General features: G+C 35.3%; 11 protein-coding genes and 3 other annotated features. Of the genes, 10 read left to right on the forward strand and 1 reads right to left on the reverse strand.

Going from position 1 to position 18,616, the window contains the following annotated elements; translation table 11 throughout:
- Positions 1-3 precede the first annotated feature (3 nt).
- From RBB48_RS14660 to RBB48_RS14695, 8 genes are all read left to right on the forward strand, one after another.
- A complete protein-coding gene (locus RBB48_RS14660) occupies positions 4-387 on the forward strand; it encodes a thiol-disulfide oxidoreductase DCC family protein (RefSeq protein ID WP_088063223.1) in 384 nt (127 codons plus the stop codon).
- Positions 388-470: 83 nt separating this feature from the next.
- The gene (locus tag RBB48_RS14665) at positions 471-905 is read left to right on the forward strand and encodes a BrxA/BrxB family bacilliredoxin (RefSeq protein WP_088609106.1); all 435 of its coding nucleotides are present in this window, start codon (positions 471-473) and stop codon (positions 903-905) included.
- A 49-nt stretch (positions 906-954) separates the two neighbouring features.
- The gene (locus tag RBB48_RS14670) at positions 955-1,731 is read left to right on the forward strand and encodes a class I SAM-dependent methyltransferase (protein ID WP_098133697.1); all 777 of its coding nucleotides are present in this window, start codon (positions 955-957) and stop codon (positions 1,729-1,731) included.
- A gap of 40 nt (positions 1,732-1,771) precedes the next feature.
- Positions 1,772-1,986 (forward strand) — a binding site (T-box leader).
- 46 nt (positions 1,987-2,032) lie between these two features.
- On the forward strand, positions 2,033-3,721 hold the full coding sequence (gene argS, locus RBB48_RS14675) for an arginine--tRNA ligase (RefSeq protein WP_098133698.1): 1,689 nt from the start codon (positions 2,033-2,035) through the stop codon (positions 3,719-3,721).
- A gap of 133 nt (positions 3,722-3,854) precedes the next feature.
- Entirely contained in the window at positions 3,855-4,775 is a 921-nt protein-coding gene (locus RBB48_RS14680) for a class I SAM-dependent methyltransferase (protein WP_176546139.1), read from the forward strand.
- Between the two features lie 338 nt (positions 4,776-5,113).
- Positions 5,114-9,316, forward strand: a complete 4,203-nt coding sequence (locus RBB48_RS14685) for a bacteriocin-processing peptidase family protein (protein WP_306007797.1) — start codon at positions 5,114-5,116, stop codon at positions 9,314-9,316.
- A 99-nt stretch (positions 9,317-9,415) separates the two neighbouring features.
- Positions 9,416-9,654, forward strand: a binding site (T-box leader).
- Positions 9,655-9,708: 54 nt separating this feature from the next.
- Positions 9,709-12,810: an isoleucine--tRNA ligase gene (ileS, locus tag RBB48_RS14690; RefSeq protein WP_306007798.1), complete on the forward strand. Its 3,102-nt coding sequence runs from the start codon at positions 9,709-9,711 to the stop codon at positions 12,808-12,810.
- Positions 12,811-13,142: 332 nt separating this feature from the next.
- Positions 13,143-14,654: a M36 family metallopeptidase gene (locus RBB48_RS14695; RefSeq protein WP_097906562.1), complete on the forward strand. Its 1,512-nt coding sequence runs from the start codon at positions 13,143-13,145 to the stop codon at positions 14,652-14,654.
- Positions 14,655-14,757: 103 nt separating this feature from the next.
- Here RBB48_RS14695 and RBB48_RS14700 read toward each other — a convergent pair whose 3' ends face one another.
- Positions 14,758-15,240 (reverse strand): hypothetical protein, encoded by a 483-nt coding sequence (locus tag RBB48_RS14700; protein ID WP_306007799.1) that lies wholly within the window; start codon positions 15,238-15,240, stop codon positions 14,758-14,760.
- Between the two features lie 244 nt (positions 15,241-15,484).
- On the opposite strand from RBB48_RS14700, the gene RBB48_RS14705 reads away from it, so the two are divergent.
- Together RBB48_RS14705 and aspS are read left to right on the forward strand one after the other, a co-directional pair.
- Complete coding sequence (locus RBB48_RS14705) at positions 15,485-16,840, forward strand: UDP-N-acetylmuramoyl-tripeptide--D-alanyl-D-alanine ligase (RefSeq protein WP_306007834.1); 1,356 nt, start codon at positions 15,485-15,487, stop codon at positions 16,838-16,840.
- 66 nt (positions 16,841-16,906) lie between these two features.
- Positions 16,907-17,118 (forward strand) — a binding site (T-box leader).
- 108 nt (positions 17,119-17,226) lie between these two features.
- A complete protein-coding gene (gene aspS / locus RBB48_RS14710) occupies positions 17,227-18,513 on the forward strand; it encodes an aspartate--tRNA(Asn) ligase (protein ID WP_306007800.1) in 1,287 nt (428 codons plus the stop codon).
- Positions 18,514-18,616: the final 103 nt, after the last annotated feature.

Genomic DNA, 18,616 nt, shown 5'->3' on the forward strand with positions numbered 1-18,616 from the left:
TGTATGATTGTTTTCTATGATAGTTGGTGTCCGATGTGTACGGCGGTTGCAGAACGTACGAAAAAACTAGATAAAAAGGGCAAGATGCAATTTGTTTCATTTCGAGATGAAGATGTAGTTGAGAAGTATGAACTTTCTCAAGAACTACAAAGTAAGATGGAACAAAGATTGTATATTTTAAAAAATAATAAGTGGTATGCCGGAATTCATAGCATACATGTATTAGCAAAGGCCGTTCCATCTTATTGGTTTGCCGTTCCTTTTATAAAACTATCTATCGTACTCGGATTTGGAAGTAAAGTATACGATTATATCGCTAACAATAGAAAACTTGTCCCAGTTGGACATTGCTGTGAAGGGGTTTGTGAAATCCCTACAAAAAAATGAAATCATCGTTATCTTTCTTTTGCACCTAGTAATAGAGCGTGATATGATGAATTTGGAATGAAAGTTGAAGGAGAGATTACACGATGTCAAATGCTTATGAAGAATACATGCGCCAAATGGTAATCCCAATGCGTCAAGAATTAGTGCGTTCTGGGTTTGAAGAGTTAACTACAGAAGAAGCTGTAACAGAATTTATGGAAAACACGGCAGGTACAACTTTAGTAGTTGTAAACTCAGTTTGTGGTTGTGCAGCTGGTTTAGCACGTCCATCAGCAGGTCAAGCAGTTGTTCGTGCTGAAAAACAACCAGATCATCTTGTAACTGTATTCGCAGGTCAAGATAAAGATGCTACTGCAAAAATGCGTGAATACTTCGGAGAAATTCCTCCATCTTCACCATCTATGGCATTATTAAAAGGAAAAGAAGTTGTTCACTTCATTCACCGTCATGAAATTGAAGGTGCAACTATGGACGAAATTATTACGAACTTAGAACATGCTTTCGAAAAGAATTGCTAAAGAAGGGGGAGAGTAAATCTCCCTCTTTTCTTTATATAGAGGTGAAACAATGATCGTAACAACAGCAGGAAGAACAAACAAAGAAATGACAGATTATGCAAACAAGGTAGCAGCAGAATTAAATCGTTCTTTCGTTAAACGTAATGACGTACCAGTACATAAACTGCATGAGCAGTATGAACAAGATGTACTTGTTGTAGGGAAAAACCGATTAGCTATTTATCCGAGAGGAACGGAAGAGTCATTTTTCTTTCATCCAAACTCAGCGATGTTTCGTGTGAAAAGGTTAATGCGCGGAGAACACGATCCGTTTGTACAAGCCGCGCAATTAGAGAGCGGAATGACAGTATTAGATTGTACGCTCGGTATGGCATCAGATAGTATTGTAGCTAGTTATATTGTTGGTGAAAGCGGAAAAGTAACGGGACTTGAAGGCAATGAGTATATGGCTTATATTATGGAAAATGGTTTAAAAACATGGTCTTCAACTGTTTCTGAAATTGATGAGGCAATGCAACGAATCGATGTGAAGCAAACGGAGCATTACGCATTTTTAACACAATGTGAAGACAATAGTTATGATGTTGTGTACCTTGATCCGATGTTTGAAGAAACTGTTATAGAATCAGATGGAATAAAAGGATTAAAATACTTCGCTTTGTATCATGATATTACTAACGAAACAATTGCAGAAGCGAAGCGTGTGGCGAGAAAGCGTATCGTTCTGAAAGATCATTTCCGTAGTTCTAGATTTGAAAAACATAATTTTCATGTATACAAAAGAAGAAGTGCTAAGTTTCACTTTGGTGTAATTGACCCTTGCTAATTGTTTGAAAAGATGTATAATAAGCAATAATTAATTAAATATACTGTCGGTGATGAAGAGAGTAGTCTTTTTTAGAAGGAAAGCGAGCTAGGGATGGTGTGAGCCTAGTGCGGAAGGAAAAGATGAAGCGCACTTCGGAGATGCTTCTTGAACGAATAGTAGAGTAAGCCGAGGCCCCCTGTCCTCGTTATAAACGGGAAAGTGGTTCGTAATGAACAACAAGGGTGGTACCACGGGTTTAAACTCGTCTCTTTTTGGAGACGAGTTTTTTGTGTTTAAAAAAATAAGGAGGTTATATAGTATGGATTATAAAACGCAGTTTGCGGAAAGTTTATCCGATATTTTTACGAATGAATTAACGCAAAATCAAATTTTAGATTTAATCGAAACGCCGAAACAAGATGAATTCGGAGATGCGGCATTTCCATGTTTTTCACTTGCGAAGCAATATAAAAAATCACCAGCTATTATCGCAAAGGAAGTTGCAGGAAAATTAAGTGATCCATTTTTTACGAAAGTAGAGGCTGTTGGTCCTTATGTAAATGTCTTTTTTAATCGTGAGATGGTAAGTGATGATGTATTAAAAACGGTTTTAGCGGAGAAAGAAGAGTACGGTCAAAATCACTTTGGTTGTGAAAAAACGGTAGTTATCGATTATTCCTCTCCTAATATCGCGAAACCTTTTTCAATGGGGCATTTACGTTCTACAATGATTGGAAATTCACTGAAACATATTGCTGAAAAATGTGGTTATGAAGTTGTAGGAATTAATTATATTGGAGACTGGGGCACACAGTTTGGAAAGTTAATTACCGCTTATAAAAAATGGGGAAATGAAGCAGTAGTTAAAGAGGATCCAATACGTGAACTATTTAAGTTATATGTTCAATTTCATGAAGAGGTAAAAGACGATGAAGAATTAGAAGAAGATGGACGCGCTTGGTTTAAGAAATTAGAAGAAGGTGATGAAGAAGCTGTTGAGCTTTGGAATTGGTTCCGTCACGAATCCTTAAAAGAATTTTCTCGTATTTATGAACTTCTCGGTGTTGAGTTTACTAATTTTCAAGGAGAAGCCTTTTATAATAACTTAATGGAAGATTTTATTGGGATTTTAGAAGAACATGATTTGCTTGAAGAGTCAGAATGTGCGTTAGTCGTTAATTTAGAAGAAGAGGGAATGCCGCCTTGCTTAATTAGAAAATCCGATGGTGCAACGATTTACGCAACACGTGACTTAACAGCAGCGTTATACCGTCAAAACACATATGCATTTGATAAAGCGTTATATGTAGTTGGCCCAGAACAAAGTTTACATTTTAATCAATTTTTCACTGTATTAAAAAAGCTTGGTTACAATTGGGTTGACGGCATGGAACATGTACCGTTTGGGTTCATTTTAAAAGATGGTAAGAAAATGTCGACACGTAAAGGAAGAGTTATTTTACTTGAAGAAGTACTTGAAGAAGCAATTGACCTTGCAAAACAAAATATTGAAGAGAAAAATCCAAACTTAAAACAGAAAGAAGAAGTAGCGAAGCAAGTCGGTGTTGGCGCAGTTATCTTTCACGATTTAAAAAACGAGCGTATGCATAATATCGAATTCTCATTAGAAAACATGCTGAAATTTGAAGGTGAAACAGGACCGTATGTACAGTACACACATGCACGTGCTTGCTCTATTTTAAGAAAAGAAAGTGTAGAATTTGAAACGTGTACGTTTGCATTAAAAGATGATCATAGCTGGAGCGTTGTAAAATTACTGAATAAATTCCCTCAAATAATTGAAGCAGCTTTCAACAAAAATGAGCCATCAATCATTTCAAAATATGTATTGGATGTAGCACAATCGTTTAATAAATATTACGGTAATGTTCGTATATTAGAAGAGAGCGAAGAGAAAGACAGCAGACTCGCATTAGTGTATGCTGTGACGGTTGTATTAAAAGAGGGATTACGTTTACTTGGGGTGGAGGCACCTGAGGAGATGTGAAACAAATAGGTATACGTATCATAATAGATATGTATGCCTATTTATTTTTATAGAAAATGTGAAAGCAGAAGTTTTATTTTATTAAATCTAAATTTTTCTAGAATTGTTTCAAGTGTAGGAATGTCCTTATTAAATGGAGAATTGTAATGTCATATATAAAAAGGAGGCGTTAAACTTGGAAACATACGATTGGAACAGTAAACTAGCATATTTAAAAAACACAAGAGATTTATATTACAACGACGATTATGTAAGCTTTTTAGTAAATATGGTTTGGAAGATTACTAAGCCAGTACATATTGTTGATTATGGTTGTGGATATGGTTATTTAGGCTTAGTATTAATGCCTTTACTTCCAGAAGGATCAAAGTATACAGGCATTGATAGTGGAGAAACATTATTATCTGAAGCGAGAGAGTTGTTTCGTTTACTTCCGTATGAGACAGAATTTCTTGAGGGAGATGCTACAGAAATTGAATTGAAAGATACATACGATATAGCAATTTGTCATGCTTTCTTATTACATATGAGTTCGCCAAAAATGATGCTAAAAAAAATGATACATTCAATTAAAAAGGGCGGAAAAATAATCTGTTTTGAACCACATTGGATATCAAATATGTCTTCATACTCTTTAGATGGAGAGAATCAATCGGAAATTATTAGGCTAGGTGCTTTGCAGAAGTTATTTGAAAATGACATGCAGAGAAGCGGAAAAGATGGAAATATTGGTATGAAAATACCGATGTGTTTAAGTGAACTAGGCGTAAAAAATATTGAATGTAGAGTAAGTGATAAAGTGAACTTTTTAGATTCTAATATGCACTATAATGATAAACAAAGGTTGTATCATTCATTAAAAGAAGAGGGGATTGCAGGGGATCCGGGTGATAAACAGCATTTTATAGAACGTTTAATGGCTAGAGGATTAACATATGATGATGCGCTAGCTCAATATGAAGCTGAACTCCGATTTTTTAAGGCATTTCATCTACATTCTTCTTTAGTATATGCTCCGAATATGAAAATTACATTTGGTGAAATAGTATGTTGAAAGATAGCGATTTATTGAGGATTGTCATTTTTTGTCGGTAAGTCGATATCCACCGTATAATCGCTGATATATTTTGAAAATCGTCGATATATTTAAATTATCGCCGATATAATTTCATGTACGGATTTCAGCTTCCAAAAGATAAAATCCTCATGTTACGTTATTCCATTTAATTAAACAAAATATGGAGAAAAACAATCATTTTTACTATATTTTGTTATAAATTTGAATAATATTAATTAATACCATCCATTATAAGAGATTTTAGTTGAATACCTACAATATGATGTGTAAAATCTAAGCAAGTAGCAGTACAAATAAATATTCGAGGTGAATACATGCTAGATTTTAAGCAGTTAGATGCTTGTTTGAAAGACAAGAGATTTATAGATGGATTACAGGAAATAAATAATGAAATTTCATATATAAAAGAAAAGAATACTTTATCTTATTTGAAGAGTTGGCTTGCTAGTGTTCCTTCACATAAGGAGTTTGACATATTAATACGTCTTACTGATGAAGGGCTTATGCACCAATACAGTTCATTCCTCATTCGCTACGCCTACAAAAAATTCCTAAATATGAGAACGCTCTCTTTATATTGTGATGAGTTAATTGATGAGCGGAAAATACTTGAAGTAGAACAGTTGTTAAAAGACTCATTAGAAGAGGTAAGTAAAGAAGAAATAGAAGCTGATCTTTTAGCGAAAACATATTTTACATTAGTACGATGTTTGTTGGAAATGAAACGAAATGAAGAAGCCCTAATCTATATGCAAAAGGCAGAGGAGTACAGTTCACGTGCCGTATTTGATAAATGGGGCTACGTCTATATGCATACAGGTGAATGGGAGAAAGCAGAAGAACAATTTATAGCCGGCATGCAGCATAAAGATTGTGAAGAGCTATCTACCTATTTATTATCACAATTATATGCGAATCAAGGAGAACAAAAACGTGCATTACAGCTAATTGATGATGCGATTGTAAAGTTCCCGCAAGTACCATATTTTCATTTTGAAAAGGTAAAATATTTATTAGATTTAAGGAAGTATGAAGAAATGTTAGCGGTAATAGATAACATAAATAATCAGCTTCCTTATCATGCGTATAAAGCTTACTTTGTACATTTACGTGCAGAAGCGCTTTACAAAATGAATAAACTTGTAGATTTACAACAGTTATTAAAAGAAGAAAAAAGTTTAAAAGAGTCTTTATATCATAATTTAGAAAAAAATCCAGATGGAAAAAAGGTGCATTTACCGATAGTTCCTATTGTACAAAAGGATAATTATTGTGTTCCGACAAGTTTAGAAATGATGTTGCAGTTATGGGGAGAAAAACGTACACAAGATGAAATAGCAGAGTTTATTTTTGATATGACAGGCTCAAAGTTTTCAGATACTGTTTCTTATTTAGAAGAATTAGGTTATGAATATCGTTATTTTAAAGGGAATGAGGAAAATTATAAGAGACTGCTGGATGAAGGGATTCCTGTTTTATTAAGTATAGATATTGAGCATGCTTCACATGTACAAGTGCTATCTGGATATGATGATACGTTACAAGCTTTTTATGTTCAAGATCCGAACTTTATAGAACCAGTTATTGTGGAATATAGTAAGTTACAAGAAAAATATCGTTACACAGGTTGTTTAGCGATTACGTTTGTTCCGAAAGAAAAGAAGGAGCAATTAGCATTTTTAAATGAAGAAGAAAATCATTATTTTAAATCTATTTTTTCTCTTACGGATCATCTAGATGAACATGATAAAGAGGGGATTCATAACTTAGTACAATTTTTAAAAGAGACGAGTGATAATCCGAATACGTGGTTATATACAGTTAAGCATTTAGATGTTGAAGTAGATAATGAGTTTATTATATGTTGTATTGAAAAGTTAATGGAGAAGTTTCCGAACTCAGATTTTGTTAAATTGCATGGTGCGCAGTGCTTTATTCGCCTTCAAGAATTAGAAAAAGCCGGGCAAATGCTGACAAGTGTTGAGAAGAAAAATAATCGTACTTTATATCATTTAATAAACGGAAGATATGCTTTTGAACAGGAAAGTTATATAGAAGCGATTTCAAGTTTTCGTTCATCATTACAATTAGACGCAGATCAGCCGATTGCTTGGAGTTTTCTCGCTCTATCATACATGTATATCGATCAATCTGAAAAGGCGTTGCAGTTTTCTCAAGTTGCTTTAGAACGTAGTCCAGAAAGATTCACTTTAACGAATCACGGATTAATATTAATAGATTTGGAAAGATATGAAGAAGCGTATGAAATTTTTAATGACCTATTAAGAGAGAATAAAAATGAGGCACATGTATGGTATGAGCGCGCGAGATGTGCGCATCATTTAGGGAAATTACATTTAGCGATAAAAGGGCTTAAAGTAGCGATTTATTTGGATAGTAATGCACCCTACATCTATACGAAACTTTCGGAAATATACGAGTCTGATTTGAAGGATGAGGAAAGTACGAAAGAAATTTTATTAAAAGGTATTGAGAATTGTGACGATAAGGCACCTCTATACGTAAAACTCGGTGACTATCATTTTCAAAATGATAGTCTGGAAGAAGCAGAAACATTGTATAATCGTGCTTTAGAAGAAAATCATGATGATGTTTATTCTCACTTTGGACTTACGCAAGTTTATATGGCGAAAGAACAATACAAGGAAGCGAAACAATATATTCTCGGTATTGAAAAACAAATTGAAAAGAGCCAAGATTTTCTTATGAATGCGGGAATGGTTCTATGGGATGCTGAGGTTGAACTTGGTGGAAATGAAGAAGGGTTTAAAGTAGCTTTGTCTAAGTTAGAGAGTGGTATAAAGCAGAGTGAATATAATGTGGCAAGTGCGTTAGATGAATATGTGAATCGAATTAAAGGAACGGTATTTGTACAAAGAGGTATAGCATTCTTAAGAACGTTACACAAAGAAAGAAAAGAAATAAGCGAATACGGTTGTTATACAGGTATTTTATATGAATCTATTGGGCAGTACGGCCAAGCGATGAAAAGGTATAATAAGGCGATAGAACAAAAGGAAACGGCATTACCGTATTACCGAATTGGTGAAATACTTATGGCATTAGGGCAATTGACGGAAGCAAAACAGGCGTATGAAACATGTTTAGAGCTTGATGAGAATTTCGTAGGTGTGCATTTACAGCTTGCAGAAATATATGAAAAAGAAGAAAATCGTTCTAAAGAACAAAGTCATATGGTTCAGGCTATGAAAGAAGAGCCGATGCATATTAATATGGAATATTTGGCACAGCTTTCAGTAGAAATGAGTCTTCAGGAAGAGTTACTGACAGAACTAGAACAATTAGCGGACGAAGCACCTGAAATATGGCGATTAGATGCGATTGCATATGTGTATGGAGCGATGGATGAAATAGATAAAGAACAAGCACAGATTGAAGAGGCGCTTCAATTAGATAGTGAGCATATAGAAGTTCTATATCATTATGCCAAAGTGTTAGTGAAAAAAAGAAATGCAAAAGCAATTGAAATTGCAATGAAAGTTATACAAAAAGATGCAAATAATGAACGAATATTTGATGTGTATGTAAAAGCGATAGAACAACATAAGAAATTGTCTAACATACGAGATTTTCTTCATACATTAAAGGTGAAGAAGGCAGAAAGAAGTATGGCATTTATGTATGCTGCATCTGCGGTGACGGAAAGATGGATTGAACGTCAACAAAATGAACAGCCGAAAAAATTTATAATTACGAGAGCTTTTTATCGTATGAAAAACCGTGCGAAAGAAATTTCGATTATTACTACAATCATTGATTTGTATGAAATTTCGTTAAAGTTAAATCAAAAAAATAGTATGGCAGCGCAGCGATTTTCACTATTTTACGAGAATGTGGCGATGTATAAAGAGGCGATAGATGTATTGCAAACATCGTTAGAAAATAAATGGGATTACGATATAGCGAAGCAACTTGTAAATCTTTTCATGGCGTGTGAGGATGAAGATATGTTACGGGATGCTTCAGAATTAACGAAGCAAATGGTTCGAGAGTTACCAGATGATTATGATACGCTTCTTTTACAAGCACAAGTATTCTTTAAAATAGGAGAAGAAAGAAAAGCAGAAAAGATTACCTTACAATTAACGGAGCAAACACCGTTTGTAAGTAGAGCGTTTCTTGCTTTAGGAGAAATGTATCAAAGTCAAGAAAGGTTTGAAGAGGCAATTCATGTATTAGAAAATGCTTCTATACATCATCCAAATGAAGCAGCAATTCTTCTTTCTTTAGCATCTTCGTATCATGGTGCCGGACAAACACTAAAGGCAGAAAAAATAACAAATGATGTATTAACAATAGATGCGAGTGATTTGTTAGCAAGATACGATCGCGCTTGTTATTTAGCACAGTTAAATAGAATTGAAGAGGCGAAGCAAGAGCTTGAAATTGTTCTTCGTGAGGATGAATCAGGATTCTTTGCTGAGCTTATTGAAGAAGATGAAGATTTAGCTGGAATACAAGAATTTAAGAAATAATTGTATAGGAATTGTGAAAAAAGGGTATAATTAAATATATATTTAGAATTAGTTGACAATTTATTGCCCAATGGCATAAAATAGCTTTTAATAAAGTATACAAATCTGAAGACGAGAACGAGTAAAATAATGAATTGTTCCCCAGAGAGCCGGTGTATAGCTGAAAGCCGGTGTGCAGACGTTATTTGAAAATCATCTCCGAGGAGCCGAGGCTGAAATAAGTAAGCCCGGACGGATGTCTACCGTTACAAAGAACACGTATGATAGTACGTTGCTAAGTGCTATTAGCGAAGAGCTAATAGAATTAGGGTGGTAACGCGGTTAAACCCGTCCCTACTTCATGGGGACGGGTTTTTTGTGTGCTTTAAAATATTCAAAAGGAGTGATTGTAGATGAAGAAAGTAGATGTAAAAGAGTCAGCTGTAGGGAGAGAAACACGTATTCGTAAGCAGTGGAACGAGCAAAGTATTTTCGAGCAATCAATTCAGAATCGAGAAGGCGCACAGTCTTTCGTATTTTATGAAGGACCACCAACGGCGAACGGTTTACCACACGTCGGACATGCACTTGGACGGACAATTAAAGATGTAGTAGCGAGATATAAAACGATGGCTGGTTATAAAGTGCTACGAAAAGCGGGATGGGATACACACGGTTTACCTGTAGAATTAGGTGTTGAGAAGCAACTCGGTATTTCTGGTAAACATGAAATTGAAGAGTATGGAATTGAGCCATTTATTCAGAAGTGTAAAGAGAGTGTATTCACATATGAGAAGCAGTGGCGTGAATTCACTGAAAGCATCGGTTATTGGGTAGATATGGATGATCCATACGTTACGCTAGAGAATCCATATATCGAAAGTGTATGGCATATTTTAGGGACGATTCATGAAAAAGGATTATTGTACAAAGGGCATAGAGTCTCACCATACTGCCCAAGTTGTCAAACTTCACTAAGTTCACATGAGGTTGCACAAGGGTATAAAACAGTAAAAGACTTAAGTGCAACAGTTAAGTTTCAAGTAAAAGATAGTGAAAATGAATATTTCCTAGGGTGGACAACGACACCTTGGACACTTCCAGCAAATGTTGCGCTCGCTGTACATCCAAATATGGAATACGTGAAAGCGAAACAAGAAGGTCATGTATACATTGTTGCGAAAGAACGTGTACAAGATGTATTAAAAGAAGACTATGAAGTATTATCTGTTCATAAAGGTGAAGAATTAGTAAACACATCTTATATGCCACCATTTCCAATGAAAGAAGTTACAAATGGCTATCACGTTATCGCAGCAGATTTTGTCACGGCAGATAGTGGTACAGGACTCGTTCATATCGCTCCAGCATATGGGGAGGACGATTATAGAGTCGTTCAAAGTGAAGGATTGTCATTCTTGCATGTTGTAGATGAGAAAGGTGAGTATACAGAAGCAGTACCATTTTTGAAAGGGAAATTTGTAAAAGATTGTGACGTGGATATTGTTCGTCATTTAGCGAAGGAAGGCTTACTATATCATAAAGAAAAGTATGAACATAGCTACCCACATTGCTGGCGTTGTGATTCACCACTTCTTTATTATGCAGGAGAGAGTTGGTTAATCCGAACAACTGCAATTAAAGATACATTTTTGCAAAATAACGATTCTGTTACTTGGTATCCAGACCATATGAAACATGGACGCTTTGGTAAGTTTTTAGAAAATATGGTGGACTGGAATATTAGCCGAAATAGATATTGGGGAACACCATTAAACGTATGGGAATGTGAAAGTTGCGATCATCAATTCGCACCGAAAAGCATTGCTGATTTAAGAAAGCATAGTACAAAAGAAACACCGGAAGATTTGGAATTGCATAAGCCATATGTAGATGAAGTGCAAGTTTGCTGTGAAAAATGCGGAAGTACAATGAATCGTACACCAGAAGTAATTGATGTTTGGTTTGATAGTGGTTCCATGCCATTTGCGCAATATCATTATCCATTTGAAAATAAAGAGTTATTTGAAGAACAGTTTCCAGCGGATGTTATTGCAGAAGGCATTGATCAAACACGTGGATGGTTTTATAGTTTATTAGCAGTATCAGCACTATATACAGGAAAAGTGCCTTATAAACGAGTGTTATCACTAGGGCATGTATTAGACGAAGAAGGACAGAAAATGTCTAAAAGTAAAGGGAATGCACTAGATCCAGTTGATTTAGTAAATCAGTTTGGTGCAGATGCTTTAAGATGGGCGCTACTCGTTGACAGTGCACCGTGGAATGCGAAACGTTTTTCTGAAAGAACAGTACTGGAAGCAAAATCTAAGTTTGTAGATACATTAGTCAATGTGTATAGCTTCTATGTTTTATATGCAAATTTAGATGGGTATAATCCGAAAGAAACGTATGATGTAAAGCGGACGAAATTGGATGAATGGGTATTATCAAGATTGCATAGCACAACGAAAAAAGTGAGAACTGCACTTGATGATTATCAATTTACGAATGCAGCTCGTGAAATCGCGGCGCTTGTAGATGCAGTAAGTAACTGGTATGTAAGACGATCACGTAATCGTTTCTGGGAATCTGGTATGAATGCTGAAAAAGCAGCTGCGTATGAGACACTTCATGAAGTGCTTGTGACAATTAGTAAATTAATTGCACCATTTACACCGTTTGTCGCTGAAGATATTCATTTAAATTTAACTGGAAGTAGCGTTCATTTAGAGGATTATCCAGTTGTAAATGAATCACTACTTCAGCCGAAACTAGAAGCGGAAATGGATGCTGTTTTACAAGTTGTTGAACTAGGAAGAAGTAACCGTAATCAGCATTCTTTAAAAGTAAAACAGCCGTTAGCAGAACTTGTATTACTAGCGCATAATGAAAATGATATGGATTGGGAATCTTATCGTGATATCGTCATGGATGAGCTAAATGTCAAAGCGTTTCATGTTGAACTCGATGAAACGAAATATACGTCCTATCAATTAAAGCTGAATTTTAAAACAGCTGGGCCGAAGTTTGGTAAAAATGTGAATGCAATAAATGGATGGTTAAAACAATTATCAAAAGAAGAAGTACAACACTTTGTATCTACAGAAAGAGCAGTTTACGAAACTGCACCAGGAGAAGAAGTAGTTGTAACGGCTGAAGATGTAGTAGTAGAGAAAGTTGCGAAATCAGGGTTCTCTAATACGACTAACGGACAATATACAGTTATGTTAGATACGAATGTAACAGAAGAGTTGTTACAAGAAGGAGTGGCGCGTGAATTTATTCGAGCGGTTCAAGAATATCGTAAGCAGTTAAATTTACCGGTTAATTTACGAGTAGATGTTATTCTTGATACAGAGGAAGAGCTACAACGAACATTAACGAACCATAAAGATTTATTGGAAGAAAATTTACTCGTTAAGCAATTTACATTTGATCACTTAACGAATGAAGACGATGAACTATCTTTAGGTGAAGCGAAAGTTCGAATTAAATTAAGCGCGGCTCATTAAAGAAAAAAGGAAGTTGGAATCATTCCAACTTCCTTTTTGTATGATGGAAATTTATCCGGCTAACTTCCTCATAATCCGTTCGATAGGTCCTCTAGTAAATGTCTTTCTTCATAGCACACTAAATAAAATACTGTAGAAATATATTTCTACAGTATTTTTCTCATTTTATACATAAATATTGAGAAAATTTCACTCAACCTAAATGGAAAGGTAATAGAATTGTTTATAGAGAATTACTCGTAGATTCAATTTTTATCCCCCCATTTTGTGGGGAATGATTGCCTAGTGGTAATGGGATAAGGTTGAGCTACTTTATTAGGGGGAGTGGTTCTATGTTTAATAAAAAAATGGTGGCAATGGCAATGACTGTGCCGTTAGTAATGGGGACGATTTCTACGGTTTCGGCATTGGAAAAACAGCAGCAAGTAAAGCTAGAAGCTTATTCGCCGCAGAAAAAAGCAACTGAATATTTAAAAGAAAATGCTGCGCAGTATGGATTAAAAACAGACCTTTCAGACTTGCAATATATTTCTACAACAGAAACGTCAGTAGCTTCATATGTTAGGTTCCAGCAAGTTATTAATGGTGCACCTGTATTTTCAAAACAAATTACAGTTACTCTTAACGGAGAGGGAAAGGGCGTACTTGCTGTTTCTGATTATCAATCCGTCAAAGGTGTGAAGGAAGTAACGACAAAAATTAGTGAAAAAGATGCAATACAAAAATCAATGGCGTATGTTGGAGAAGCAAGTGAGCAAAACTTATGGGCTCCTACAGAGAAAGAATTTGGATATATTGTTGAAGAGGGAATTGCTCGTCCAGTATATAAAGTGGTAGTCCATTCTAATAATCCATTTGGTGCATGGGAAACATTTATTGATGCGGAAAATGGGAAGTTAATTAAAAAGGTTGATATAAACCGAAAAGCTGAAGGGACAGGAAAAGTATTTTTACCTAACCCAGTCGTATCTAGCGGTAGTAAAGTAGGCTTAAAAGATAATAACGATGCAGATTCAACAGCGTTAACGAATCAATTGAAGACTGTTACGTTAAAAGGTTTAGATGGGACAGGATTTTTAATTGGAGAGTATGTAACGATTTCTTCAAAAGCAAAAACAAAATCTACAAATTTACAATTTAACTATACACGTGCAAATGATAGCTTTGAAGATGTTATGTCGTATTATCATATCGATACATTACAGCGTTACATTCAAGGGTTAGGATTTAAAAATATTAATAATCGCTCTATTAAAGTGAATGTGAATGGAACGACGGCTGATAACTCATTTTATTCTCCGACAACTAAAGCTTTAACTTTTGGTACTGGCGGAGTAGATGATGCAGAAGATGCTGGTATTATCGCACATGAATACGGGCATTCAATTCAAGATAACCAAGTGCCTGGCTTTGGTAGTTCTGCAGAAGGCGGAGCGATGGGAGAAGGATTTGGTGACTTCTTAGGTGCTACGTATGAAGATGCAGTATCGACAACAGGCTACGGAAAAGCATGTGTTGGAGAATGGGATGCGACAGCTTATTCTAGTTCAGATCCGACGTGCTTGCGCCGATTAGATACGAATAAAGTGTATCCGAAAGATGTTACAAATGAGGTACATGATGATGGGGAAATTTGGGCACAAGGTCAATATGAGATGGCACAAGCTTTTGGACGTGATGTAGCAACGAAAATTATTTTACAATCACACTGGTCATTAACACCAAACTCTAAATTCAGTGATGGAGCAAAAGCGATTAAGCAAGCGGATGCTCTTTTATATGGCGGACAACATGCTGCTGATATCGATCGTATTTGGGCAGCAAGAGGAATTAGTACGAATTAATATAAAAAGTCGTGGCGTTTATAAGCCACGACTTTTTAATTTGCTTAAGAACTGGTACTAGTAAAGTAAGCTATATGAATGCTAATGTAAATTCATCCGCATTCTAGTTGTTTTTTTCGTCTTTAAAAACAAAATGCTCTTTAAATTTTCTAGACTCAACTTTTTGACCGTTTCTCATGGAGCGGAAAGGGTGTTCTTGCCAAGTAATGATTACATCAACTTCATCTGCTTTTGTAGCAACTGGAAAATTAGCATGTTCAAATCCAGTTTTTCCACTTGCTAAGCGACTTTCCTTTTGTGAGAAAAGTTCATATTTCGTTTTCGTTTTTGGCTCGTTGCGGAATACGTCGACTTGTACGTTATATACTTCACTGTTACCAACATTTTTTACTGAAAATTGATATGTTTTAAATTCATCTTCTTTAGCTTGAAGCATATTGTTACCTATGTTCTTCGGTTCATCAAAATTCACTTTCCATTGATCAGAGTTTTGGGAGATTGGTAAAGATTTTGGTGAATAGGCGTATGTTTCATTCACTGCAATTAGGCATAACAAAAGAAGAAAGAAACTAATCGCTTTTTTCATATAAACACCTCGCTATAAAATTTTTATCCCGCTATTTGCCGGGCAGTAAGACCCTCCACCTCAAAATTCAGGGAAAGCAAAGAAGTTAGGTGGGGGGCGGGCTTACCGTAAAAGCCCGATTGGTGAGGGCTGATAATCAGTGGGGAGGAACAAAATCCCCACTGATTAAAGTTTCACTTTATCAATATGCGTAAATAAAACGGAAATTATGTAATAAAATGGAAAGGGTGATACTTTGATTCAAATGAATTTGAAAAAACTTGAAGAGGTAGTAGGCGGTGAAGGGTTACAAGAATCGTTTCATCACATAGAGATACATGGAGTCTGCATAGATTCCAAAAGCATTAAAGAAGGAAATGTATTTGTTCCAATCATTAGGGTGAAAGATGGACATGATTATGTGAAAGAGGCATTCGATAATGGAGCTGTCGCTTCCTTATGGAAAAAGTCTTACAGCACTCCGCCAAAAGGGATGCCAATTATATTTGTAGATGACACTTTGTTTGCTTTGCAACATTTGGCACAATTTTATCGGAAAGAGCTAAATGTAAAAGTAATTGGAATTACAGGTAGTAATGGCAAGACAACGGTAAAAGATATAATAAGCACGATTGTAAGTACAACTCATCGTGTGCATAAAACAAAGGGAAACTTTAATAGTCAAATCGGTTTACCATTAACTATTTTAGAAATGAAACGAGATACAGAGTTTTTAATTCTTGAAATGGGGATGAGTGAAAAAGGACAAATTCGAAACTTATCAATAATAGCACAGCCAGATGTAGTGATCATTACAATGATTGGTCATTCTCACTTAGAGACGCTTGGATCAAAAGAAGAAATTGCGAAGGCTAAATTAGAAATTATTGATGGATTAAAAGATGAAGGATTATGTTTGTATAATGGTGATGAGCCATTGCTTTTGAAAAATAAGAATTTATCGAGTATAACTTGTAAGGCATTTGGTGAAAAGTATACAAATGATTTGTTTCCAACAAACGTGCAATTAGATGAATATGGTGTTCATTTTAAATTAAATGATTCAAAAATACAGTACGATGCTCCCTTGCATGGAAAACATAATATTTTAAATGCGATTGTCGGAATCGCCGTAGGTCAATTTTATAATGTCCCCACAGAAAAAATACAGAAAGCATTGCGACAAGTAAATATTACTCATATGCGCTTTCAATTTTTAACTGCTAAAACAGGTTTTACAATTATTAACGATGCATGGAATGCCAGTCCCTCTTCAATGAAGGCCGCAATTGAAACGTTACAGACATTAAATGCCTATAAGAAAAAAATGATAGTAATTGGGGATATGTTGGAGTTAGGGAAGAATGCTGAAACATATCATAGAGAAATTGGTAAAATGTTAAATCAAGAGAGCATTCAATATGTATTCACTTATGGAGAGTTAGCTGAAATTGTAGCGGAAGAAGCGAGAAAGAAATATGATATAGGAAAAGTACAGTCATTTAATAGTAAAGCCAAGATAGCAGAGGAAGTATTAAAAGTTATAACGAAAAAGGATATCATATTATTGAAAGGCTCACGTGGAATGGCTTTAGAGGAGATTGTACAAAATTGGATATGAAAGATCAAAATATATTTAAAAAGGCTTGCGTTTTATAAAACAAAGAGATAGAATACTCTGTAAATATAAAAAGTGAGGATCAGGAAAAGTACATGATGCAAAGGTCTACAGAGAGCAATCGGTTGCTGAGAAGATTGCGATACCGCATGATGGAAAGACACCTGTGAGTGTTGCTTTGAACGTGATAATTAGTAAAAGCAAACGGTACCTACCGTTATCAGGGCTAAGATGGTCATTATGACAATTTGGGTGGTACCGCGGAAAAATCCGTCCCTATTTATAGGGGCGGATTTTTGTATTCTTTGAAAGGAGGTGAGTGACCGTGGATGATGACGATGACAACAACAATAACGTAAATAAATATAAAATTACTGGAGGGAAATGTAATGAAGCGTTCACTCACAAAAGAATGTACGGAGCAAGGCGGCAAGGTTGTATTACTTCAAGGATGGGTAAAAAAAATTCGTCATCTAGGTAATATTAGTTTTTTATTAATAAGGGATCGATCAGGAGTTATGCAATGTGTACTAGAAAATGAGTTAGCTGGATATAAGGTAGATGTGGAAAGTGTCGTTCAAGTAGTAGGCCAGATAGTAGAGACTTCGAAAACAGAATTAGGAGTTGAAGTGCTCGCTCACGACGTGAAAATATTAAATTGCGCAGAACCACTTCCGTTTGAAATAAATAAAAAGAAATTGCAAGTTGGCTTAGATCAACTACTGAATGAGCGGGTATTATCATTAAGACATGAGAGAACTGCGGCGATATTTAAAGTGAAATCTACACTTGTTCAGAGCTTTAGTGAATTTCTTATAGAGAACGATTTCACACGTATATTTACTCCGAAAATTGTTTCACAAGGGGCAGAAGGAGGAGCGAATGTTTTTAAGCTTCCATACTTTCAAAAAGAAGCTTATTTAGCACAATCGCCACAGTTTTATAAACAGATGATGGTAGCGGGAGGGTTAGAACGTGTTTTTGAAGTTGCACCTGTTTACAGAGCGGAACATCATAATTCTTCCCGTCATTTGAATGAATATATATCGTTAGACGTAGAACTTGGATTTATTCATGATTTTTATGAAGTGATGCAATTAGAAACGGATGTTTTACGATATATGTTTCAACAAGTAGCAAAAAACTGTGAAAAAGAACTACAACTATTACAAATAGAAGTACCTGTTATTACAGAAATACCGAAAATTACATTGTTACAAGCGCAAGAAATTTTGAAAAGTAAGTACCAGAAAGAATCGCCAATTGGGGATTTAGATACAGAAGGTGAGAAGCTATTAGGGAAATATGTGAAGGAAACATATAAGAGTGAGTTTGTTTTCATTACACATTATCCGAAAGAAGCTAGGCCGATGTATACGATGCCAAATAAAGAGAATCCATCTATTACTGATTCGTTCGACTTACTATATAAAGGACTAGAAATAACTTCAGGGGCGCAGCGAATTCATGATTACGAAATGTTACTCACTTCTTTTAAAGAAAAAGGATTACATCCAGATAGGTTTCAATCTTATTTAAATACATTCCGATATGGTTGTCCCTCGCACGGTGGCTTTGGAATTGGATTAGAGAGAGTTGTATACAAACTATTGGAATTAACAAATGTACGAGAGGCGAGTGCTTTTCCGAGAGATTGTACGCGTCTTATACCGTAAGAATAACCCCCTTCTATAGTGTAGAAGGGGGTTATTCCTTTCAACACATGTTAAAAGGAATAATTTTTTGTGTGAAAATATGTAAATTATATTAAGAACATTT

This window comes from Bacillus sp. MMSF_3353 (assembly GCF_030733445.1).
GTDB classification, from domain to species: domain Bacteria; phylum Bacillota; class Bacilli; order Bacillales; family Bacillaceae_G; genus Bacillus_A; species Bacillus_A wiedmannii.